The 20,908-nt window shown below is 38.3% G+C and carries 25 protein-coding genes and 3 pseudogenes; 6 read left to right on the forward strand and 22 right to left on the reverse strand.

From position 1 onward, the window contains the following. Positions 1–20 precede the first annotated feature (20 nt). Genes O3652_RS09050 through O3652_RS09060 form a run of 3 tightly spaced genes read right to left on the reverse strand, consistent with a single transcriptional unit; the run spans position 21 to position 4,310 of the window. Positions 21–1,760, reverse strand: a complete 1,740-nt coding sequence (locus O3652_RS09050; RefSeq protein WP_371590325.1) for a restriction endonuclease subunit S — start codon at positions 1,758–1,760, stop codon at positions 21–23. Continuing rightward, entirely contained in the window at positions 1,760–2,764 is a 1,005-nt protein-coding gene (locus O3652_RS09055) for a virulence RhuM family protein (RefSeq protein WP_125457676.1), read from the reverse strand. The genes O3652_RS09050 and O3652_RS09055 overlap by 1 nt, the downstream gene beginning before the upstream one ends. After that, entirely contained in the window at positions 2,754–4,310 is a 1,557-nt protein-coding gene (locus tag O3652_RS09060; RefSeq protein WP_125457677.1) for a type I restriction-modification system subunit M, read from the reverse strand. The genes O3652_RS09055 and O3652_RS09060 overlap by 11 nt, the downstream gene beginning before the upstream one ends. A 342-nt stretch (positions 4,311–4,652) precedes the next feature. On the opposite strand from O3652_RS09060, the gene O3652_RS09065 reads away from it, so the two are divergent. Next, a complete protein-coding gene (locus tag O3652_RS09065) occupies positions 4,653–5,093 on the forward strand; it encodes a hypothetical protein (protein ID WP_260468717.1) in 441 nt (146 codons plus the stop codon). 126 nt (positions 5,094–5,219) lie between these two features. Here the strand turns inward: O3652_RS09065 and O3652_RS09070 are convergent, their stop codons facing one another. Beyond that, entirely contained in the window at positions 5,220–6,464 is a 1,245-nt protein-coding gene (locus O3652_RS09070; RefSeq protein ID WP_371590326.1) for a carbohydrate-binding domain-containing protein, read from the reverse strand. Between the two features lie 200 nt (positions 6,465–6,664). On the opposite strand from O3652_RS09070, the gene O3652_RS09075 reads away from it, so the two are divergent. Beyond that, positions 6,665–7,441: a polyphosphate polymerase domain-containing protein gene (locus O3652_RS09075; protein WP_371590327.1), complete on the forward strand. Its 777-nt coding sequence runs from the start codon at positions 6,665–6,667 to the stop codon at positions 7,439–7,441. Continuing rightward, positions 7,434–8,117 carry a DUF4956 domain-containing protein gene (locus O3652_RS09080; RefSeq protein WP_371590328.1) on the forward strand — a complete coding sequence of 228 codons (684 nt, stop codon included), beginning with the start codon at positions 7,434–7,436 and terminating at the stop codon, positions 8,115–8,117. The genes O3652_RS09075 and O3652_RS09080 overlap by 8 nt, the downstream gene beginning before the upstream one ends. Before the next feature lie 44 nt (positions 8,118–8,161). On the opposite strand, the gene O3652_RS09085 is transcribed toward O3652_RS09080, so the two are convergent. Continuing rightward, positions 8,162–8,725, reverse strand: a complete 564-nt coding sequence (locus O3652_RS09085) for a sugar O-acetyltransferase (RefSeq protein ID WP_371590329.1) — start codon at positions 8,723–8,725, stop codon at positions 8,162–8,164. A gap of 175 nt (positions 8,726–8,900) precedes the next feature. On the opposite strand from O3652_RS09085, the gene O3652_RS09090 reads away from it, so the two are divergent. The 3 genes and pseudogenes from O3652_RS09090 to O3652_RS09100 all read left to right on the forward strand — a co-directional run bounded on the left by O3652_RS09090 (position 8,901) and on the right by O3652_RS09100 (position 9,856). After that, entirely contained in the window at positions 8,901–9,209 is a 309-nt protein-coding gene (locus O3652_RS09090) for a rhodanese-like domain-containing protein (RefSeq protein WP_000468871.1), read from the forward strand. Between the two features lie 9 nt (positions 9,210–9,218). After that, a pseudogene (locus O3652_RS09095) lies at positions 9,219–9,585 on the forward strand (rhodanese-like domain-containing protein); the annotation flags it as partial. Further along, the gene (locus O3652_RS09100) at positions 9,560–9,856 is read left to right on the forward strand and encodes a rhodanese-like domain-containing protein (protein WP_084859296.1); all 297 of its coding nucleotides are present in this window, start codon (positions 9,560–9,562) and stop codon (positions 9,854–9,856) included. The pseudogene O3652_RS09095 and the gene O3652_RS09100, both read left to right, overlap by 26 nt. Before the next feature lie 221 nt (positions 9,857–10,077). Here the strand turns inward: O3652_RS09100 and O3652_RS09105 are convergent, their stop codons facing one another. From O3652_RS09105 to O3652_RS09185, 17 genes and pseudogenes are all read right to left on the reverse strand, one after another. Continuing rightward, positions 10,078–10,335 carry a metal-sensitive transcriptional regulator gene (locus O3652_RS09105; protein WP_000185160.1) on the reverse strand — a complete coding sequence of 86 codons (258 nt, stop codon included), beginning with the start codon at positions 10,333–10,335 and terminating at the stop codon, positions 10,078–10,080. Positions 10,336–10,541: 206 nt separating this feature from the next. Further along, positions 10,542–11,084, reverse strand: a pseudogene (locus tag O3652_RS09110) (DUF3592 domain-containing protein). 78 nt (positions 11,085–11,162) lie between these two features. Continuing rightward, positions 11,163–11,825 (reverse strand): hypothetical protein, encoded by a 663-nt coding sequence (locus O3652_RS09115; RefSeq protein WP_125457680.1) that lies wholly within the window; start codon positions 11,823–11,825, stop codon positions 11,163–11,165. 142 nt (positions 11,826–11,967) lie between these two features. Further along, positions 11,968–12,507: a DUF3592 domain-containing protein gene (locus tag O3652_RS09120; protein ID WP_125457681.1), complete on the reverse strand. Its 540-nt coding sequence runs from the start codon at positions 12,505–12,507 to the stop codon at positions 11,968–11,970. Between the two features lie 85 nt (positions 12,508–12,592). Further along, entirely contained in the window at positions 12,593–13,135 is a 543-nt protein-coding gene (locus tag O3652_RS09125; RefSeq protein ID WP_125457682.1) for a hypothetical protein, read from the reverse strand. Positions 13,136–13,149: 14 nt separating this feature from the next. Continuing rightward, positions 13,150–13,671: a hypothetical protein gene (locus tag O3652_RS09130; RefSeq protein ID WP_125457683.1), complete on the reverse strand. Its 522-nt coding sequence runs from the start codon at positions 13,669–13,671 to the stop codon at positions 13,150–13,152. A 35-nt stretch (positions 13,672–13,706) separates the two neighbouring features. After that, positions 13,707–14,504, reverse strand: a complete 798-nt coding sequence (locus tag O3652_RS09135; RefSeq protein ID WP_371590330.1) for a hypothetical protein — start codon at positions 14,502–14,504, stop codon at positions 13,707–13,709. Between the two features lie 13 nt (positions 14,505–14,517). Then, positions 14,518–14,871 (reverse strand): hypothetical protein, encoded by a 354-nt coding sequence (locus O3652_RS09140; RefSeq protein WP_371590331.1) that lies wholly within the window; start codon positions 14,869–14,871, stop codon positions 14,518–14,520. A 365-nt stretch (positions 14,872–15,236) separates the two neighbouring features. Further along, positions 15,237–15,527 carry a DUF4176 domain-containing protein gene (locus tag O3652_RS09145; RefSeq protein WP_070536138.1) on the reverse strand — a complete coding sequence of 97 codons (291 nt, stop codon included), beginning with the start codon at positions 15,525–15,527 and terminating at the stop codon, positions 15,237–15,239. Next, positions 15,520–16,062: a hypothetical protein gene (locus tag O3652_RS09150; RefSeq protein WP_000447740.1), complete on the reverse strand. Its 543-nt coding sequence runs from the start codon at positions 16,060–16,062 to the stop codon at positions 15,520–15,522. Before O3652_RS09150 ends, O3652_RS09145 begins: the two co-directional genes overlap by 8 nt. Before the next feature lie 13 nt (positions 16,063–16,075). Beyond that, positions 16,076–16,267: a hypothetical protein gene (locus O3652_RS09155; protein ID WP_084936637.1), complete on the reverse strand. Its 192-nt coding sequence runs from the start codon at positions 16,265–16,267 to the stop codon at positions 16,076–16,078. Positions 16,268–16,668: 401 nt separating this feature from the next. After that, the gene (locus tag O3652_RS09160) at positions 16,669–16,959 is read right to left on the reverse strand and encodes a DUF4176 domain-containing protein (protein ID WP_371590332.1); all 291 of its coding nucleotides are present in this window, start codon (positions 16,957–16,959) and stop codon (positions 16,669–16,671) included. Continuing rightward, positions 16,952–17,515 carry a hypothetical protein gene (locus O3652_RS09165; protein ID WP_049484810.1) on the reverse strand — a complete coding sequence of 188 codons (564 nt, stop codon included), beginning with the start codon at positions 17,513–17,515 and terminating at the stop codon, positions 16,952–16,954. Before O3652_RS09165 ends, O3652_RS09160 begins: the two co-directional genes overlap by 8 nt. Before the next feature lie 18 nt (positions 17,516–17,533). After that, on the reverse strand, positions 17,534–19,192 hold the full coding sequence (locus tag O3652_RS09170) for a hypothetical protein (RefSeq protein ID WP_084936638.1): 1,659 nt from the start codon (positions 19,190–19,192) through the stop codon (positions 17,534–17,536). 1 nt (position 19,193) lies between these two features. Then, complete coding sequence (locus tag O3652_RS09175; protein ID WP_070536143.1) at positions 19,194–19,550, reverse strand: hypothetical protein; 357 nt, start codon at positions 19,548–19,550, stop codon at positions 19,194–19,196. Further along, complete coding sequence (locus O3652_RS09180) at positions 19,550–19,909, reverse strand: TIGR04197 family type VII secretion effector (protein WP_371590333.1); 360 nt, start codon at positions 19,907–19,909, stop codon at positions 19,550–19,552. The genes O3652_RS09175 and O3652_RS09180 overlap by 1 nt, the downstream gene beginning before the upstream one ends. A gap of 15 nt (positions 19,910–19,924) precedes the next feature. Beyond that, a pseudogene (locus O3652_RS09185) lies at positions 19,925–20,908 on the reverse strand (type VII secretion protein EssC); the annotation flags it as partial.

Consider the following 20,908-nt stretch of genomic DNA (forward strand, 5'->3'; position numbering starts at 1 on the left):
TTCCTATTCTTTTCTGTCAGTCAAAATTTAAACAATTGTTCCCGCCAGTATTCATACTGTTTCTGTCTCAATTCGATTTCTTTTGGAAGGCCTTCAGAAAGTGAGTTGGTTAGAGTGTCAAAATTATCTAAAACTGACACTGCCTGGGACTGTTGAGATAATGGCGGTAACACAATGATTAATTGTCTAACAATTTCCGCATTCAAATTTTGAACTGTTCCATTAGATGCATTCTTCCTCATCATATGTTGCATAGTATCTGTTAATAGATAATGATATAAATAATCAGGTGAACATAAATCCTCAAAACTACTTATTGATAGCCAACCATCATGAATACAACCATCAATATCTAAGATATATGGACGTCCAAAACTCATAGAATTTGACATTATAAAATCACCTTTATATACCAAACGAGACTTCTCACTTCCAGCTTGAGTAATTCTCTCTTTTGTTTTTGAAACATATTTTGAGTCTTTTTCAACATCACCAATCTTTATCCAAGGTATACCTTTCTCAGATTCAGTAATAAATTTTGAAATTGGTCTTGGAGAAGCACCACGAACAATCTTAGCCATAGCTCCAAACTCCACTCGAATTGGGCCAAATACCCACTGTAAAAGCTTGATAATAGCGGAGTTGTCCCACTCCTCTACTCTACTCTCAGTGTACTCGCCTTCGGCGACGAATGTCAAGAGTTTTTCTCTAAAATATTCGTACTGTTTTTGACGTAGTTCATTCTCCCTGGGCAGTCCGATGTTTAGGTCATTACAAACCTTGTCAAAGTTGTCTAGAACTTGAACAATACGAGATTGGATTTCGAGTGAAGGAACTGGGATTCTAATTTTATCAAGAATAGCTTGGGTTAAACTAGGTCTTGTTGGATTAGTTGCCATTTCTTCTAATTTGACAGTTGTTAAATAATAATAAAAATATTTTGGAATAATCTGTTCATCATCAATTTCTGTATAGTAAACTGTATCGACATTCCAAAAAGCTTTTTCTAAATAGAATAAATTAGAAATAGAACCTTTCCTAGGAATCAAAACAGTTGGTTTGTCATAAGAATGATCTGCAACAAACTCTCCCATTTCTCCACCACTGCCATATACTGGTATTTCGCCACTTGGAAGAGTCTTCCAATCCTTTCCATTCTTCAATGTAGCAACATCTTTAAGTACTTTCCACTCAACCTGATAAACCTCATCCTCAAATGATAAGAGCTTGTCTCGATAAAAAGAATATTGCTTTTTACGTGAGGTCAATTCTGAGGTCAATTCTGTAACATAAGCAGTGAATTTGTCAAGTATTTGCACGATTTTTTCTTGAATTTCTAGGGGAGGGATGGGGAGTAATAGTTTGGACAATTTGTCAGCTTTTAACGCGGGTATCCCCGCTCCATGTTGAAAATCCATAAGATATTTCTGATTCATTTTTACAAAATGATATACAAATCTATTATTCACTCGAGTCTCATCAGGAAGTATATAATAACAATGTGCATTAGCCCAAAATTTGGTATCGACAAAATTAACAAAACCTGCAGAAGCTCCACCTTGACTTACAATGATTGTATTAGCTTCCACGTTGTAATCATTAGTTCTTCCTGAATAAGTTTGTCCACCATTATACGCAGGATATAATCCATCTTCTGTCAATAAATTTTTATTTAGTTGCTTACCTTTCTTAACAGAACAAACTTCCCCTAACTCTTTCCATTCAACAGGACAGTTTTGGATTTCTTCTAGGATGTTCATTAGTTACCTCCTTCCTTGGCTAGATTTTCAATACTTTTAATTTCCTTGAGGTAATCTTTTTCAACTTGACTAAGGGTCTTGGCTTGGTAGCTCTTATACTCCTTATCCACCTTATGCTCCATCTGTTCACGAGAGATAGAGCCACTGTTATCTAGCAAATCTTCGCCAGTAGCCTGAAGGATACGATCTACGTGTGTCACCCAGTCTGCCATGGTCATGACTTCTTCTCGCTCAGCTTGTCTTTCAGCAAAATCTAGATATCCTGATACAAGCTGATTAAGTCCACGCAGTTCTTTTTCTGTCAGATAGTTCTTGGCAACTTTTGCTTCAGATAGAGTAGGAAGGTCTCCCTTAAAAGTGGTCAAGCCCATAAACTCCTTTTCACTATCGACACGGTTATAGATGAGTTCACTGGCAGTATTGTGGTGAATAGCATAATGCATCTTGTTTTGAACCGTCGCAAAAAATTTCTTTGCCTCTGGTGAATTTGCATTGTAGTCACTAGATGTCGCGAAAAGATCTAAAACCTGACGGTAAAAGACTTTTTCACTCGAGCGAATGTCTCGGATTCTCTCAAGGAGTTCTTTAAAGTAAGAGCCTCCACCCAAGTTTTTCAAGCGCTCATCATCCATAGCAAAGCCCTTGATCAGATACTCTTTCAAGACTGTCGAAGCATAGTGCCTGAACTGGATTCCACGAGGGGAGCGCACACGATAGCCAATCGCCAAAATCATGTCGAGATTATAGTAGGCGACTTTTTTTGACTGAGTTTTACCAGCTATTGCACCGTGACGAGTGGTTGTCAACTGATAGTTGACAACCACTGCTTCATCCAACTCACCATCTTCAAAAATCGCCTTGATATGTTTACTAATGTTTTGCTTGGAAGTTTGAAAGAGCTCAGCTAGTTCTTGTTGGGTCAGCCAGACCGTTCCATTATCCAAGTGGAGTTCAATAGCGGACTCTCCGTCATCTGTTCTATAGAGGATCACATCATTTGCCATGGCTAAGCTCCTCTACAATCTTATCTATCTCTGCACGCAAGTGGTCAATCTTGGTAACAGTCTCAGCGATTTCTTTATTGAGCACATCAATATCAATCTTCTCACGGGTATCTTCTTTTTCTACATAAGTGGACACTGAAAGATTATAATCTGCTTCTGCTACTTTTTCTTGTGCCACCATACAAGAAAAGTAATCTTCATTTTCTTTCTTTTCAACACTGTCTAAGATTCTTTTGATATTCTCTTTTTCTAAGACATTATTATTAGTTTCTTTCTTAAACTGCTTACTTGCATCAACAAAGAGGATATCCGTCGTTGGCTTATTCTTTGCCAAAATAAGAATACAGGTCGCAATGGAGGTCCCAAAAAAGAGATTGTCTGGTAGCTGAATAACCGCTTCAACAAAGTTATTGTCTACTAGATATTGACGGATCTTTTGCTCAGCACCTCCACGATAGAAAATACCTGGGAAAGTTACGATTGCAGCTCGTCCCTTATTTGACAAGTATGACAAGCTATGCATAATAAAAGCAAAATCAGCCTTAGATTTAGGCGCCAATACACCCGCAGGTGCAAAGCGGTCATCGTTGATGAGCGTCGGATCATCGCTTCCTATCCATTTGATAGAGTATGGTGGATTTGACACAATAGCATCAAAAGGCTTATCGTTTACATGCTTAGGATCAAGCAAGGTATTGCCACGCTCAATGCTAAATTTATCATAATTGATATTGTGTAAAAACATATTCATCCGAGCTAGATTATAGGTGGTCATATTAATTTCCTGACCATAAAATCCATCTTCAATTATGTGCTCATTAAACTGCTTTTTAGCTTGCAGAAGCAACGAACCCGAACCACAGGCAGGATCGTAAATTTTATTGATTTTATTTTTTTCATTCTTACCCAGCATAACAATCCGCGCCAAGAGTCTCGATACACTTTGCGGTGTAAAAAATTCTCCACCAGATTTCCCAGCGTTAGAAGCATAATTAGAGATTAGATACTCATAAGCATCCCCAAAGAGATCAATATGGTTATCTTCAAAGTTTCCAAAATCAAGACTTGCGATTCCTTCAAGAATCAGAGTCAAGCGCTGATTCCTCTCCGGAACCGTACTACCTAACTTGTTACTTCTGGTATCTACATCATCAAAAAGGCCCTTAATGTCATGTTCACTCGCATAACCAATCGCACTAGACTCAATATCATCAAAGATATCTTTTAAATCTGTATTTAAGTGCTCATTTTGACGAGCAGTTTTGACAACATTGGAAAACAACTGCGAAGGCATAATAAAATAACCCTTGGTTTTAATGGCATCATCTCGAACTTCAGGTGTAATTAAATCTTCAGAAATCTCTTCATAGTTAATTGATTCATCACCACCTTCGATATAGGTTTTGAAATTTTCACTAATAAAGCGATAAAATAGAATTCCCAAAATATACTGCTTAAAGTCCCAACCATCTACTGCACCACGAACTTCATCAGCAATTTTCCATATCTTTCTATGTAGCTCTTGCCTTTGTACCTGTTCTGACATCATATTTCCTCGTTAACTTTTTATTCTTCTTATTATATCATTTTTCTCAACATTTAATTTCGTCAGAGTGAATTTCTCAAGAGTTTTTATCAAGCTAGCTATCATCTTATTGATTACCAATCAAAAATCTACTTAGGTCTCGACAACAAAATTGAAACGACTAATCATTAGGTAAACTATCTTAAATCGATTTACAAGCATAAAAAAGAACATCCCGAAGGATGTTCCATGTAAATATAGCAACTCTCTCGAATTAATGTTTACTAAATTGTGATGCTTTACGAATTTTCTTAAGACCTGACTTTAGGAGATTTCTTTGCCTTCAACCAAGGACTAAATAAAATGGGCGACCAAGCACTCCCTTCTAAAATTCACCCTGAACATTTTATATTTGCTGGGGTGCACGGTGGACAGGAAGTGATGAAGTTGATTGGAGAGTACGGACAACCAACTTATCAAAAAATCTTTATCAGTCTAGATGCTGAAAAACCAGTCATTCCTGATGCTGATACAAAAATTTCTATGGCAGGTGATACAGCTACTCTCATGTCCGATCCAAGCCTTGATATCAAGATGTATGGCATGCACCAGTTCAAGATGAAAAAAGGTAGACTTCGCATCAAATTAGGTGTCTTTTCCCCAGAAGCAGCTCCAAGCGAGATGGTACTCGGTCACCACGAACACCTAGCAGTTGAATTTTTCAATTCCCTCGCAATCGCCTATCAAAACAAAACATTTAAGGGGAAAACTACTCAATACTCTCTTAAAATTCAAGAAATTTAAGTAAACAAAAACGGATGACTGAACAATTTAGCCTTTGAAAGCTACGATTATAAAATCCCTCGTAACATATCAATCTATCACCCATATAAAAAGATAGCCATTCTAATTGAATGCTATCCTTTTTGTTTATCCTTGTCCGCCAGGGGCTGGACCGCCAGGAGCACCATTTCCTTGAGGGCCTCCATTTGGTCCACCGCCTCCAGGCATAGAGTTGACAATTTCCGTTTGTTTTTCACCGTTGAGATAGATATCTCCACCTGTGTAGGTCGCAGTTCCATCAAAGTCAAAACCTGTTTGACCAGTCATTTTAATGATTCCGCCTGTGACTGTGATATTGCCGTTCGAGTCGATTGGATCTGTGTCTCCTTGGCCGACTTCTACTGTCAGGTTCCCACCGTTCATGGTAAAGAAGATTTCACTCTGTTGGGCGTTTTTGTTGGCTGCATTAACCCCATCATCTGTTGAGTAGATGGTAATGTCCCCACCGTTGATAGTGATTGACTTACCTTCAAGTCCTTCTGTCGAATTCTTGACGGTGTAGGTACCACTATCGATAACCAAATCACCTGATGCGTGGATGCCATCATCTCCTGCTGTAACGGTGATGTCGTTGTTGGATAGGTACATGGTTCCGACTGAAGTATCCTCGTCATTGTCCACCTTGACCCCATCTTCTTTGGCATCGATGGTCATGGTCGTACCAGTGATATTGAGTTCATCATTAACATTGAAGGCATCGCCAACTGATGTGATGTTATAGGTTCCACCCGTGATGTGGAGGGTGTCGTTGGCCTTGATACCATTGTTTTTCTTGCCATCTACATTGAGAGTTCCTTTCCCATTGATGGTCAAATCCACCTTAGAAAAGAGAGCTGCATCTGCTTTTTCGTCGCTGTTAGAGCTTGAGTCAGAGAGACTGTTGGTGGTTTCCTCTGCTAAAGTCAAGTAGACATGGCCAGCTGATATCGCAGATATCGCTGCATTGGTATTGGTCATGGTCGCTCCTTTTAGGACTAGGTGAACATCTGCCGATTTATCTGCCTCGATCTTGATCTGCACTCCGTCAGACTGACCTGAAATCACATAGGTTCCAGATTTTGTGATGGTCACTGTTGATTCAGAGACTGTCACCCCATCTCCAGAGACGTTTGCTGATGAGCCAGATAACTCAATCTTAGAAGCTGTGCTTTCATCATAAGCAGTATCATTGTCCTTCTCTGTAAAATAGGAAGTTTGGTTTGTCTTTGTTGAAGTTGTTGCATTATTTGTCGTTGCATTGGTATTAGATGTAGTTGTTGACTGGGAACATGCTGCCATCAGCACCATTGCCGTTAAACTCGTTGCGAGTAGGATCCATTTTTTTGATTTCATACCTTTTTCCTCTCCTTCGTATGATATAGCTAGACAGTCTACAGAAGATTTCTGAAACAAAACTAAAACTTTTCTGAAAGTTTCCTTAAATTCAGTTTCAGTTAAGTTTCGCTTAATAAAACTTTTAGAAATGTCCTCTAGACTTGTTCCAAGCAAGTTTACCTTGTTTAATCTATGATTTATCTGAAGGAGAAAGACTTATGAAACCCCTAGAAACAAGCTTTGAACGGATCGAAACCAAGTATATGGTTTCTAAAACAGATTTACAGGATTTAATAGAAGATTTGAAAGACTACCTCGTCGAGGACGACTATCCGACTTCGACCATTTCCAATATCTACTTTGACACAGAAGATTTTCAGCTCATCCAAGATTCCTTGCAGGATCAGCATAAGAAGGAAAAAATCCGTATGCGGACCTATCTCGCGCAACCAAGCGCTGACAGCCCCGTCTTTCTAGAAATCAAGTCCAAAGATGATACCGGTGTCGGTCATAAGCACCGCGTCCTAGCTCAGTCAGATACCATCACCCAGCTCATCACTAAGGGGTGGGGAGGAAACCTGATCAAAGATAGCTTTCTGGTAGCAGAGGTACAAAAGCTACGCCAACGCTACAGTGAGGCTCTCAAACCATGTATCTATATCTCTTATGACCGTTTTTCACTAAAAGAAAAAAAGAAAATTCAAGGATTCCCCTACCAGAAAATTCGTGTCACTCTTGACCAAAACCTGATCTATCGTGATAAACAGGTCTGCCTATTTGCTGACAAAAATGGCCTGCCTCTCTTAGAAGACGACCTGGTCATCATGGAAATCAAGGCACCTGGTGACAAACCGCAATGGCTACAGGATATCCTTGATAAATATGGGCTGGTAGAGCAAAAATTCTCAAAATACTCCTGCGCCTACCATAAATCACAAGGACTGGCCTATGCCCCACAACCCATCGGAGAAAGTGCAGGTAACGCTTATGTCTAATCTTTTTAATTCTATTTTCAACGACGCAACCGCTACTGCTGACCCACTCCAACTCCTACTCGCCCTTGTTGTCAGCCTTTTTCTAGGACTAGCACTCAGCTGGGCCTACAAGCAACGGACTCTTTACACACGGGAATTTGTCATCAGTTTGACCCTTTTACCTTGTTTGATGACGCTGGTTATCTTCCTCGTCAATGGCAGTCTCGGAACGTCGATTGCAGTAGCAGGGACCTTTAGTCTCATTCGTTTCCGTTCTGCAACGAGTGGCTCTCGTGAGCTAATCGCTATCTTTCTAGCCATGATCATCGGTCTGGCGGCAGGGACAGGCTACCTTTTCTTAGCCGTACTCTTCACGGTCTTTATCCTAGGCATTTGGCTCCTTTTGGAAAAACAACAGAGCAAGAGCAATCACCAACGTCGTCGACTCTTAACCATCACACTTCCCAATAAAGAAGACCGCCTAGATACTATCCAGGTCGCGCTAGATCAATTTTGCACCGAGTCTGACCTCATCTCAGTAGATACCAGCAATGCTGGTGAATCCTTGCAAACCGTCTACGAAGTCGATCTCAATCCTCAAGTGGACGACTTCCAACTGACAAGCTACCTGACAAGCAAGATTTCTCAGTGCGATGTTTCCTTGACCAAGAAAGCCAAAAAGAAGAAAAATCTATAAGACTAAGATAAAGATTATAAAAAGAACAGCCCCAGCTGTTCTTTTTAGTTTTCTTTTACTGGTATTTCCTTAATAACACAAGCAGGATTCCCAGCTAGGACGACATTGTCTCCAAAGGACTTGGTGATCACGGCTCCTGCTCCAGCAACGACATTATTTCCTAGTGTCACTCCAGGAAGGACAATGACGCCACCTCCAGCCCAGAAATTATCTCCAATGGTGATGGGCTTGCCATATTCAACCCCTGAATTGCGTTCATCCGGATCCAGTGGATGGAGTGGGGTTAAAAACTGACAGTTGGGGCCAAGCATAGCGTTGTTCCCGATGCGAATCGGACAAACATCCAGCATGGTCAAGTTCCAATTAGAATAAAAATTTTCCCCCAGATGAATATTGACTCCATAATCGACCACCAAGCGTGGATTGACGTAGAGATTTTGTCCAGTTGAGCCAAACCAAGTCTTGATAATATCTGCTCCCTTCAAGGGATCTTCTTCCTTGTTAAAGGTAGCCTGTTTTTGGCGAGAAGCCTGCGCCAAGGTCCGTAATTCAGGATCCGACGGACGGTAAGGCTCCCCTGCTATCATTTTCTGGTATTCACTGGTCATCTTAACACCTCATACTCACTTTGGACCCATCATATCAAAAAGCCTTTGAAAGGTCAAGAATAGCTTGCTTTCTAGACTCTCGAAACTAATTCCCTCCCAAGTCAAAACAACTTGCTTGACAAAAGCTTGACTTCATGGTTTAATATACCCCATAAGGGTATATTTGGAGGTGCCTATGTTTCACTTATTATTTACAAAAATTGACAGTATTTCGACCAGCGAGTTAGAAGCTAAACTCAGAGAACCGATTCAGCTACTAGATGTTCGGACGCCTATGGAATTCCGGAGAGGCCATATCAAAAATGCCAAAAATGTTCCTTTAACGGAAATCGGTTCTTACACACCAGCGACAAAAGAAACACTCTATGTTATTTGTCATTCTGGTGTGCGAAGCAAACTAGCTGCGAAAAAGCTAAAGAAAAAAGGCTACGATGTCATCAATGTCCGAGGCGGTATGAGCGCTTGGACAGGCAAGGTCATCTAGAAGCATAAAATAATTGGCTACACAGCCTTGAACCTTATCGAAGGTCTGAGCGATAATATCCAATGGTGTCAGCTCAAAGACGATCTGACTAAGGGCCAAAAATCCCTAGATGTACGGATAAGTGGCGAATTTCAGGGGGGCGACCCAAGGTCGATACCATCCATAACCCCTAAATGAACTAAGGGAGATCTTGGGTGAACCAGACAAGAACCAAGCCTACATCCTTAGCTGCCACAGCGTTTTGCGCAACTATATCACAGAGCGTATCCTCCAGCAGGCAGGATTTGCCGTCCAAAACCTTGATGGCGCTTATTCACTATATAAAATGGCTAATCCAGAAGGAGTCGAATATGGAAACGAGTATCAGCATGGCTGACTTTTATGAAAAATACCTAAATGAAAATCTAAACCTTATCGATGTACGTGAAGTGCACGAATTCCAAGCAGGACATGCACCAGGTGCCAAAAATCTTCCGTTAAGTACCTTGGAGCAAGGTTACAAAGAACTCAAAGCTGACCAGGAATACCATGTCATCTGTCAAGGCGGAGTACGCTCCGCATCTGCTTGTGAATTTCTAAGCGCTCAAGGCCTTACCGTTATCAATGTAGAAGGTGGTATGAATGCTTGGCCCGGTCAAGTAGAATAATGAAAAAACCGATTAAGAAACTTAATCGGTTTTTTCATTTCTGCACCCCAATGATATAGAGCTCGTAACCCGTCGCTTCTATAAAACGAAGCACATTGACGGTATCTAAAAAGAGGTTGCTCATTGGTATTGGGGGAACTCATCCGTTTGTCTGACATGATTTCTTTATCGAAATAGACTTAAATACCTTTGTCTGCATTGTTTATCAATAGCAAATTAGTTTATTTCCGTTTAATCAGGTATCGGATGGCCTTTTCTAGGCGTTCCTTTTGAGCCTCGGGGTCGTCTAGTGGTTGGTTGATACAGCCTGTGAGATTTTCAGTAATGATCATCTCAATCACGCGCTCAACGCTAGATTTCACTGCTGTCAACTGCGTAACAATATCTGCGCAGTCACGATCTTCTTCAATCATCTTTTGAATTCCACGCAACTGGCCCTCTGAACGTTTCAGACGTGTTATATACTTCGAGTTTGTCATTGATTTATCCTTGGTCACTTTTTCTTCATTATATCTCGAATAAGCGGCTTTGTCAAAATTCACTTCCTGTCTGTATTTGTAGGAGGCAACCTCTCCTCTGTATCAGATAGAAAAGATTGATAAGCATGGAAATGGAAAAGAAAGTCTGTCCTCCTTGAAGCTCGATGGGAAATAAAATTTCCTATTAACCAACTGACTTTTATGCCTTATATCTTGGACAAAAAGGCTAGGATCACTATCCCATAGACTAGGACTAGAGCCAGCCCAAATCCGATACCAAATCACTTGTAAAACCTATCCATCCCGCTGTAACGTTCGACATAGGCCCTGTTCGGCTTGTCTGGATCATACCAGACCGTCAGTTCCGAATGAAGGGGGAAATGGGTCTGCATCAAGCGTTTGAAGGAAACAAAGGAGTTGCTGTAGCGAGTGATTGAAGGCGCCAGCATATCTTCTCTTGTATAGTCCTTTAAAAATTTAGTAGTCCCCCAAGGAATTGTGACCGTTTTGAACATAAAATACTGCAAGGTTTTCTTATAAGCAATCCCATCCACCATGTATTCGACGATAGGTGGATACCCCTCACGAAAACGGCTATAGCCGATAACCGTTCCCTGTACGGATGACTTGGCAAGGCGGATCAACTTCTGATCCCGAAGATAGAGGTAGAGAAAGGTCCCACATACAAATACAAAAGATAGGAAGATGACGATGGTCCCAACTATCAAACCAATCACTTCTTTATTCATATGAACTCCTCCTGTTATTCTATAGAGTATAATCTCAAAGAAGGAACTCGTTCAGAAACGACATCGAATCCCTCGAGTCTATTCTTCGGATTTTTCTTTTGACTGTTTTTCTCTCAAATCTTTCACAGATTTCGATATGATATCTCTCACCTGTTCGTCAGTAAGTCCTGGAATCTGGTAATAAGGATTATTGGACTCGCTTTTTGACGGTTTTGTTCCTGAACTTTCGGTTTTAGAACTTTGTTCAGTCGAAGACGAAGATTTCGACTCTGAGGAACTGGATTCTTTGGTCTTAGAAGAGCTGGACGACTCAGACTCAGAAGGCTTGGACATTTCAGGCGCTTTAAAATCAACCTTAGGCGGCTTATTTACTTGGTCGTTCGGCTGTTTCACAGGTTTATAGAATAGCCCAAAAGACAACAGCAAAGCCATAAAGGTCCCAATACCAGCCAAGGTTCTTTTATTGGCTTCAGCCGAGGGAACCTTTACTCCCTTTGTACTGAGTATTTTCCATTCTGGATGCTCTTTTTCTATGGCTTTTTTCTGTCTCCTAAGAGGACCAAGTAGAAAATGATTAAAAGGCACAATCGTTACCATAGCCACCGTTACAAGCGGGACATAATTGGAATGACTTGATACCAGTAGAACATCGAGTATAGCAAGAAGAATGAGGAGGAAACGCCCCACAAACTTACGAACTTGATGCTCTTTTTTGATCTGCAAATATCTCTCTTGTGACATTATGTGGATTACCTCACCTCTTTAACAAATAAGCAAGCACTACAACGGCGTAGGTCATGATTAACAATATAGCACTACTGATGCCCAAGCATTTATAAAACTCGTTGACTAGCGTTTGACACCATTCCTCCTCTTAAATTTACTATTTATAAATTGCATCCAATAGAAATACCATTGTCAACAAGATGGGTGCTAAAATTAATGTTGCCATACATATCCATACTTGACGCTTATACACCACTTCCATACCACTGTATCTCTCAACAAAGGACTCTTTGGGACAAGCAGGGTTATACCAAACCATCATCTTTGAGCCCTTTGGAAAAGCATCTTCCAAAACACGTGTAACAGAAACGACAGAATTTCTATAAATTGTTATCTTTTGAGCTAATAACTCCGACCTAGAAGTGGCTTGTACACTCTTCCAAGGAACTGATATGAGAATGACTCTATGGTAGTCCAGATTTCTTTGATAAGTATGCCCATCAACTTTATATTCAACAATTGGAGGACCTGCTGGTTTTGAATACTTGTATCCTACTACAACTCCCTCAACACATGCAGTAGATAAATTTTTTATCCTTAGTTCTCTTTTGTAAAAATAACGGAAAAAGAAAAGTACAGATGAACAGAGTGATACAACTCCAAATAGCAACAAAAAATAAAGCTTTAAATCTGACATATAGTTCTCCTACTTCATTTGAATATCTGATATACTTAGGTTCATTTCTTCTACTACAACTATACAAACTTTTGACATCTATACCTCACCTCTTTAACAAATAAGCAAGCACTACAACAGCGTAGACCATGATTAACAATATAGCACTACCGATGCCCAACAATTTATAAAGTTTGTTGATTCCACAGTATCGTTCCACATAAGCCCTGTTTGGTTTTTCAGGATCATACCATACCGTCATCTTCGAATATACTGGAAAATGCGTTCGCATTAAGTTATTAAAGGATATAAAAGAATTACGATAAAAGGTTAGGGAATTTGCCAACATGTCCTCTCTTGTAAAGTTATCAGATGTACTTATAGGCCCCCATGGAAGCGAAACCGTTCTGATTATAAAATACCGTAATGGCTTGCTATAAGTAGTTCCGTTAACAGTATATTCAACAATCGGAGGATTCCCAGCCTGAAAATTACTATAGCCCACAACCGTTCCCTTAACAGACGATTTGGCAAGACGTACCATCTTTTTATCCCGAAAATAAAGGTAGAGATATGTACCAGATAAAAAGATCAAGGATAAAAGAATGACGATGGTAGCAACTAAAAATAAAATGGTTTCTGTTGTCATATTCAACTCCTATCTTATTCCACACTCTTCACATCGGACATTGAAAGTGTCATCTTAGATGGATCTGACATCGAATCAACAAGCTCCAATTGTTCTGAATTAAGTGGTAACAAAATTAATGTAGTTGTGTAAGAAGGTAACTCACCACTATCCTTGATAGTATAGCTAATCTTTTGATTATCAAAAATGGCCTTGCCATCATAGGACCAGCTCAGTGAAAACTCCAAATCTTTTTTGATATCTACGTCAGTTTTATTGACGAGCATTAGTGCTGCCCTACCATCTGAGACGGCTCCTGTAAAGTAGATAGCCATACTTCCCTTACTTCCAATTTCTGGATGTTCTTTGGTCAATTTTTTACCAAGTTCAATTAAATCTGACGTTTGGCCTTCATATTGTGGTGCTACTACAAATTTCAATTCTTTCTCTTTGTTTACAACTGTCTCGCGTGTACTTTTCTCTGTTTCCCCTGCTTCCTTTCCATTAGAGCAAGCTCCCAGAATCAACAACAAGATGATGACAACTAACTTCTTCATTTTTTCTCTCCTTTTAACAAAAATTATATAAACCTTTATCTCTTCTTAGACTTCTTGACATGTTCCTTGTACATTTTTGACTTTTTCCCGTACCATTCTTCAATGGTATAGCCATATTCCTCACGGTACTTCTCTTGGTTTTTATTGACTGAATTAAGATTAAATAGTGAAGAGAATGTTGATTTACTCAATGATATTAAGATAATAATGAGAAAGATTGGAGCGATGGGTAATATAGCCAAAAGTAAATGAGCAAGTAAATTTTTAAACCCTGAAATAAGGATACCCGCAATAAAATTTATAAACCATAAAGCCAAGATAACATTTGTATATTTCTTTATTTTCTCCTTGTCAATATCAAAAACTCTAGTATATGACTTTGTTATGAGACTATAAATAATATAGACAACCGCTACGGAATAAGCTAGCCAATAAATAATCCGAATGATTAAAAAAGGAACAAAGAATTGCAAGCCTAAAATTAGTCCAAAAATGCTTAAATGAATAAGAGTGAATAAGACGAGTAAATTGAGTAAATAAGCATAAATTCTATTTCTTTTTGAAATGATATAAATAATCATATACATCGCCCAATAAACTAAAAATAAAATACCAAAAACTTTTTCTGGGATGATTAGTTGATACTCTAATTCAGTAAGCGGCTGCATAAAAGTTATACTATTCTTACTCATGGATGTTCCTAAAGCAATCGCAAACCATGGGGCAAATATACATATAACAAGAAATAATGGCATTGCAAAAATCATTACTAATATATTCCATCTTCGCGTTGTTTCTAGTGCATCATTAATATCTTTTTGTATCTTATCCATTTATTTTCTCCTATTACCCAAACAAGGATGAGGCCGCTTTCAGACCACCATTGAAAAAATCAGAAACATTCTTGCCCACACTTTTGACAGTCTCCAAGTCCTGGTGGATTCCATTTCCGATAGACTCCACTCCTGATTCTACCACGTCCACAGCACCATAAGCAAAATTTTTAATTCCATCATAAACAGACTTTTTAAATTCTGGTGCGACTGCAGAAGTGACAAGATTAAACGTTCCTACAGCAAGGCCTCCTATAGTTCCAATTATTAACCCCTTCGGTCCAGCTTTCACCCCTAACTTAGCTCCAAGCCACATACCATCTAGGGGACCAACGTTAGAGATGGTATCAATGGTACCACCTAGCACAGACTTCCCGATTTTCCCTACGGTCGTCTTGGAATCGGTCTTGGAATTGTTGCCAAACAGAAAAATGTTCTTGTCCCATTATACCACAATATCAAAATAGCCCTCTTCCCACAGGAACAAGGCTATATTTTTACACTATAAATTTGGATCAATATTTACTTTCAAGTTCAGGTTAGCCACTAAATAGAGAGTTGAGAGTATAAAAAAGAGAGAACGAATCTCGTCCTCTCTCAATGTTCACTTTTCATCAACACACTACAGGTGATAAAGAGCCAAGTAACAAATAGTTTTACAATTTTAATATAGATCCCCCACGAATGAAAGTTAGTAAGTTTATTGTTTTGGAAATAAACCTATAAATTAAATTATACCTTCAATTTTGGATATTTAATACTATCCTTTTGTTTCTTGAATAATTCTTGTAACTCGTCCTCTTTTTTCGAATGGTATCCTTCGAATACCACCTTTTCAATATTCTCTTGGTTAAAATATAAGAGTTCTTCATTTGCTGCCCCTGTTGGATATAGGCATGCTACATAATCAAAATAGCCAATTGTACCCTCTTGATTGTACAATGGAAATCTACCAATAATCATCACATCAATCGTCCCATTATGTAGACGAACAATAGTACCAATAGGTAATAAATTAGACATTCTTCTCTCCTTTTTCTACTATTTTAATGATTTCAAACCATCTATTAAGTTGGTAATCAAATTTGAACATAAATATCACTAAAAAACTAACCAGCAAAAAGAGTACGGCGATGGTTTCATTTCCAATGACAAACAAAAGAATAGCGACTACAGTTAGGATTCTAAAAAGATTAAGAAGACATTTAAAGTACCCCCTTCTTCTCTTCAAAGATCTGACAAATTTCTTACTCTGTTCCTCATCCAACTCTGATTTTTTTAATTTTAAAGTTCCGTGGTAAAATCTGATAATCAAAGCGGCTAAAAAATAAGATAAAACGCCTAAAATCAGAACCGTCCCAACTCGGACTAACTGATTATTAAATATTCCAGCTTCAGCCAATATATCAGAAATTTTATTGATAATGTATAGCGTAACAGGCAGTAGAATATAAGACCAGTAATTAGGAGAAGATGTTTCCTCTAGCAATACCTTATTCTCCCAATCAAAATGATAATTTTTGTTCTCCCATATCCCTAAATTAATAATTGTTTCCATATGTACATCCTTTTTAATTAAATACACTACCTAACCCCGAGAAAAATCCATTAACTGCATCTCCCGCACTGTCCCATATTTTCTCAGCTGTATCACCAACAGATTTCATCGTATCACCTACTACTTTCTTTGTACCATCCCAAACATCACCAGCAAATTCCACAACTTTATCTCCATATTTATCATATAGATAATCAAATCCCATTGACAATCCTACACCAGCAGCGAGGGATAGGATATTTTTTTGTAAATAGCAGATCAGATAAACAAGCGATAATATAGAATTTTCAAGGTACTAGAAAAAAATGTTCTTGTCTCATTATACCACAATATCAAAATAGCCCACTTCCCACAGGAACAAAGCTATATTTTTACACTATAAATTTGGATTAATATTTACTTTCAAGTTCAGGTTAGCCACTAAATAGAGAGTTGAGAGTATAAAAAAGAGAGAACGAATCCCGTCCTCTCTCAATGTTCACTTTTCATCAACACACTACAGTTGATAAAGAGCCAAACAACAAATAGTTTTACAATTTTAATATAGATCCCCCACGAATGAAAGTTAGTAAGTTTATTGTTTTGGAAATAAATCTATAAATTAAATTATACCTTCAATTTTGGATATTTAATACTGTCCTTTTGATTCTTGAATAATTCTTGTAACTCGTCCTCTTTTTTCGAATGATATCCTTCGAATACCACCTTTTCAATATTCTCTTGGTTAAAATATAAAAGTTCTTCATTTGCTGCCCCTGTTGGATATAGGCATGCTACATAATCAAAATAGCCAATTGTACCCTCTTGATTGTACAATGGAAATCTACCTATAATCATCACATCAATCGTTCCATTATGAAGGCGAACAACAGTACCAATAGGTAATAAGTTAGTCATTTATTATTTTTCCTTCCTTTAAAAAATTTTTATTTATATATTCTTCAAAATGGAACCGTTTTGTAAAAAATCCGTTCGTATAAAATAGATAAGAAAAACAAACTACATAGTCCATCACTAGTAACAAGAATATACTGGGTCTTGAAAGATATAGAAACATTGAAAAAGAAAACATAACAATAAATAATAAGGTAAGTAGCACTATGGTTTTGTTATGTTTTTTCACTTGCTTTCGAAATTCCTCATACTCATCCTTTGTAAATTCAACCTTTTCAAATTCTGTATTCTTATATAGCCGTTTATTAAAAACAATCGCAGCAATGATCGAAAGCGCAAAGGACACCAGTAACAGATAAATACTTAGAACCACGTTAGATTCAACGCTTTTAAAGAACCCAATTCCTAGAATATGGTAACCAATGATAGAAGACAAAAATATTTTGGATTCAGATACCTTATGAGCAATAGATTTTTTTAAATCACCTGTGATTAAATCTACATAATAACTATCCTCTTTATAATTGCCTAAACTAAGCAAAGATTTATAATTATGCATAATTTCTTCTCCTTATTATTAAAATACACTACCTAACCCCGAGAAAAATCCATTAACTGCATCTCCCGCACTGTCCCATATTTTTCCAGCTGTATCACTGACAGAATCTACAAAATTTCCCACATTTTTTTTGGCACCTTCATAAGTTTTTCCTATCCAGTTTCCCACCTCTTCAATATTATCATCATAAATTTTATCAAATAACATGGAACCCGCTACACCTAAAACAAATCCTAAACCAGCACCTGCTACTGCCCCTATTGGACCACCAAATGACCCTATAGTAGCACCTAATTTGGCTGTGGCAAAACCAATTCCAGCATGCGCTCCTGCTTTAATTAACGCTTCTCCTGGTTGCTTACCATCTAAAAGTTGGGCACTAAAATCAAGTGCTGCTCCCAATCCATATGGTAATGCTTTCGCAAATTTAGCGCTCCCTAAGAATCCATCTAATTTATTCACTAACGGTATTACAGCATCTCCAATTTTCTCAATGGTTTCTCCCACCATTTTATTAACTATAGAACCAGGTGCAGTTGATAGAAGTGCACTTAATCCATATTTCGTTAGTGTATTCCCAATCTGTGATTTTAAGCCATTGATTAAATATGGAACTTGATATGGAAGCATGTAAGAGGTATAATGTGCTGTCGCTAACTCAGACCATTTATCACTCAATTTTGAAGTGATACTTTCCTTAAAAAAATCTACAGACTTATTTTTTAGATCATCCGGAGAAATATTTATGCCATTTTGTTGTAGGAAATTAAAAACATCATTTATAGCTTCTTCACTAATTTCTCCTCTTTTATATGCCTCTAAAGTATCTGATATCATTTTTACAAGATCATTGGTTTCTTTTTCAACATAATTCCTCAAAGCATTATTCACACTATCAGGAAGGTCCCTTCTATAGCGTTTTCGATAAGCTTCGAGCGCTTTCACATCATCCTCAGAGAGTTCTTTGCCATCTTTTATTTTCTCAAGAACCTTCTTATAATCTCCGTCAATCTTAACCTTATTTTCCCACTCACCCTCGATATTCTTTGCCCATCCCAGAGTATGCACAGAGTGCTTGGGAAAAGTACCACTAAAACTTGAAAACTCTGTTTGGATTTGACTTAAACCCGTTTGGAGATTTTGAGCTAAGTCATCAACTAAGCTACTACCTTCCCCTACAGAAAAAACTTCATTAGAACTTCCAGCAAACAGATTTAACTTGCGGAGCTTATCCATTTTTTCATTTCTTTGTTTTAGGAGATCATCCATACGATTTGAAAGACTACTTAAAGTGCTTGCACTTGTAGATTCGTCTCCAACCATTGCATTATACATCCCTCTAATGCTGTGAAGACTAGCTTCAAGACTACGAATTTCACTTTCAAGTACCTCTGAATCAAGATCCTCATCGCCAACCTCTGATTGATATTTTGATGGTAGCTTTGGAACAGCTTCGCTCACCAATTCTGTATACATGATAGCTCCCTTGAGCAAGGGAGTGATTACATTCATACCATATTGTTTACCACTATCATAGGCTGCCCCTTGCAAATCTCCTGCATTATCAAATGCTGATAATGCAGAAACTGCTTGATCGTAGGAGGCTATTCTAGTTTCTCCCACAGAAGCCATTGTCTGACCCTGCGTATCAGAAGATCCTAATACCATTTTTACCATATTAATTATTCGACTCCTGTTCTATCATTAATTTCTTTCGAGCATAGCAGAGCTCATCTAACTCTCTTTCCAACCGGTCTTCTTGTTTCTTGATTGAATCTTGTCGTTCCTCCGACCACGCTTCGACTAATGCACCTACACTGCCTATGTCCATTATCAAATCTTGATAAGTTTGATAATCTTTTGACGATAGAGGCAATTCTAAGATTTGTCGCAATGGAAGCAGACTTTGTCGATGCATTTCAAATAGTTCATTTTCTTTGCGAGTAACTTTCTTCTTCTCTAAACTTAGTTGATTTAGAAAATTATCCAGTTCTTTTGATTTATTATCGATTTCTTCTAATGTTAGTTTCTTCATTATTCCTCTTCTGAAAAATAGCTACTATTTGGAACAAATGTAGTATTATTCTTTGGAACTGCACTCGTTTGAGGTAGCGCAGAAGTATTGGTATCTATGTTTCCAGCAAGATGACTATCCACTGCTACAAACTCAGCGGCTGTACTCTGTATCCGTGAAACAAATCCATTTAAAACCTCTGCAATAGAAGACGCGTACTCAGCTTCTTTAGGAATCTTCTCCGCAGCTGTACTATTTCCTGGATACTCACTCGATTGGTCTAGAACAACTTTATTTCCAGATATAATACTACTAGATGAGCTAGCAATTCCAGATGCAATAGAACTAGCTACTTCTTCTTTACTTTGTATTAGTGGCATACAAATTCCTCCAAATTAGTCATTTTTAGTAATTTTTAATTTAACAGCTTGTTTACGATCATGCAGATAAACCTCATCCAACTCTAGTCGAGCCTCTCTATTATTATAAGGTTTATCTAAAAACATTTGATCCATTAAACGCATACCCAACATAACCCACTGCGCATTGGATTTAAGATATTTCGGAACTTCATGGATGTTGTTTCCAATATATGAATACTCACCACCAATTACAAAATGCAATCCTACACGCAAACCATTTTTGAATAAAAAGTCCAAATCTTTTTCTGAAAGACCATGCTCAACAATTACTTTTATATTTGGCATAAAAATCAACCAATCAGAGTATAAGTCTCCTTCTAGTCGACGATTAACTTCAAATATTAATTGTTGAGCTATTTCAGAAATCTCTTTTTTACTACTAATATACGTTGACACTTTTTCACTATAAGGCCTATATTCCTCCAGTGGATCTACAAGCATCACTTTTAATTTCTTTCCAAAACAGAGTGATGTATTCAATAAATGATGGGTTTGATTTTCTAATGACTCAGCAGAATCAGACAGATAAATCAAGCTTTTTAATTGATTAAACGAAATAGCAATACTCTGTACCATTTCAAACTCCAAACCAATCGGCAATTCCCGATTCTCAATAGCCTCTTGTACATCAGGCAAATTCAAAAATTCTTCCATCGTCAACTCCTCTGGCACCATCGGAATGGCACTTGGGCGCTGACCGGTCCAGGCTTCTTGGAGGGAAGCGACTGCTTGGCGCAGGTTGTTGAGGACTTGAGTATCATTGGCTCCATAAACTGAGAGAGCCAGCTGGATGACATCCACCTCTTCACGCTTCATAAGGGCACGTCCCTTGATATCTTCCATAGTCATAGCAAGTGGTGTAGAGCCCACGATGGCCCGCACTTCACCTGCCTCATTTTGTGGCAGGCTCAACTGGTGCTTGAAGTTCGAGTAGAGCTGAGCACGAAGGTTGGTCTG

It is taken from the genome of Streptococcus sp. 27098_8_23, assembly GCF_041432195.1.
Taxonomy (GTDB): Bacteria; Bacillota; Bacilli; order Lactobacillales; family Streptococcaceae; genus Streptococcus.

Coding starts and splice junctions, on each gene's coding strand:
- O3652_RS09160 (WP_371590332.1), bottom strand. CDS start 16,959: ATGACTAACTTATTACCTATTGGTACTGTTGTTCGCCTTCATAATGGA.
- O3652_RS09055 (WP_125457676.1), bottom strand. CDS start 2,764: ATGGCAAATGATGTGATCCTCTATAGAACAGATGACGGAGAGTCCGCT.
- O3652_RS09120 (WP_125457681.1), bottom strand. CDS start 12,507: ATGTCAGATTTAAAGCTTTATTTTTTGTTGCTATTTGGAGTTGTATCA.
- O3652_RS09070 (WP_371590326.1), bottom strand. CDS start 6,464: ATGAAATCAAAAAAATGGATCCTACTCGCAACGAGTTTAACGGCAATG.
- O3652_RS09085 (WP_371590329.1), bottom strand. CDS start 8,725: ATGACCAGTGAATACCAGAAAATGATAGCAGGGGAGCCTTACCGTCCG.
- O3652_RS09150 (WP_000447740.1), bottom strand. CDS start 16,062: ATGGAAACAATTATTAATTTAGGGATATGGGAGAACAAAAATTATCAT.
- O3652_RS09170 (WP_084936638.1), bottom strand. CDS start 19,192: ATGGTAAAAATGGTATTAGGATCTTCTGATACGCAGGGTCAGACAATG.
- O3652_RS09145 (WP_070536138.1), bottom strand. CDS start 15,527: ATGTCTAATTTATTACCTATTGGTACTATTGTTCGTCTACATAATGGG.
- O3652_RS09135 (WP_371590330.1), bottom strand. CDS start 14,504: ATGGATAAGATACAAAAAGATATTAATGATGCACTAGAAACAACGCGA.
- O3652_RS09075 (WP_371590327.1), top strand. CDS start 6,665: ATGAAACCCCTAGAAACAAGCTTTGAACGGATCGAAACCAAGTATATG.
- O3652_RS09060 (WP_125457677.1), bottom strand. CDS start 4,310: ATGTCAGAACAGGTACAAAGGCAAGAGCTACATAGAAAGATATGGAAA.
- O3652_RS09105 (WP_000185160.1), bottom strand. CDS start 10,335: ATGACAAACTCGAAGTATATAACACGTCTGAAACGTTCAGAGGGCCAG.
- O3652_RS09155 (WP_084936637.1), bottom strand. CDS start 16,267: ATGGGATTTGATTATCTATATGATAAATATGGAGATAAAGTTGTGGAA.
- O3652_RS09080 (WP_371590328.1), top strand. CDS start 7,434: ATGTCTAATCTTTTTAATTCTATTTTCAACGACGCAACCGCTACTGCT.
- O3652_RS09165 (WP_049484810.1), bottom strand. CDS start 17,515: ATGCATAATTATAAATCTTTGCTTAGTTTAGGCAATTATAAAGAGGAT.
- O3652_RS09050 (WP_371590325.1), bottom strand. CDS start 1,760: ATGAACATCCTAGAAGAAATCCAAAACTGTCCTGTTGAATGGAAAGAG.
- O3652_RS09175 (WP_070536143.1), bottom strand. CDS start 19,550: ATGAAGAAACTAACATTAGAAGAAATCGATAATAAATCAAAAGAACTG.
- O3652_RS09115 (WP_125457680.1), bottom strand. CDS start 11,825: ATGTCACAAGAGAGATATTTGCAGATCAAAAAAGAGCATCAAGTTCGT.
- O3652_RS09100 (WP_084859296.1), top strand. CDS start 9,560: ATGGAAACGAGTATCAGCATGGCTGACTTTTATGAAAAATACCTAAAT.
- O3652_RS09125 (WP_125457682.1), bottom strand. CDS start 13,135: ATGACAACAGAAACCATTTTATTTTTAGTTGCTACCATCGTCATTCTT.
- O3652_RS09180 (WP_371590333.1), bottom strand. CDS start 19,909: ATGCCACTAATACAAAGTAAAGAAGAAGTAGCTAGTTCTATTGCATCT.
- O3652_RS09065 (WP_260468717.1), top strand. CDS start 4,653: ATGGGCGACCAAGCACTCCCTTCTAAAATTCACCCTGAACATTTTATA.
- O3652_RS09130 (WP_125457683.1), bottom strand. CDS start 13,671: ATGAAGAAGTTAGTTGTCATCATCTTGTTGTTGATTCTGGGAGCTTGC.
- O3652_RS09090 (WP_000468871.1), top strand. CDS start 8,901: ATGTTTCACTTATTATTTACAAAAATTGACAGTATTTCGACCAGCGAG.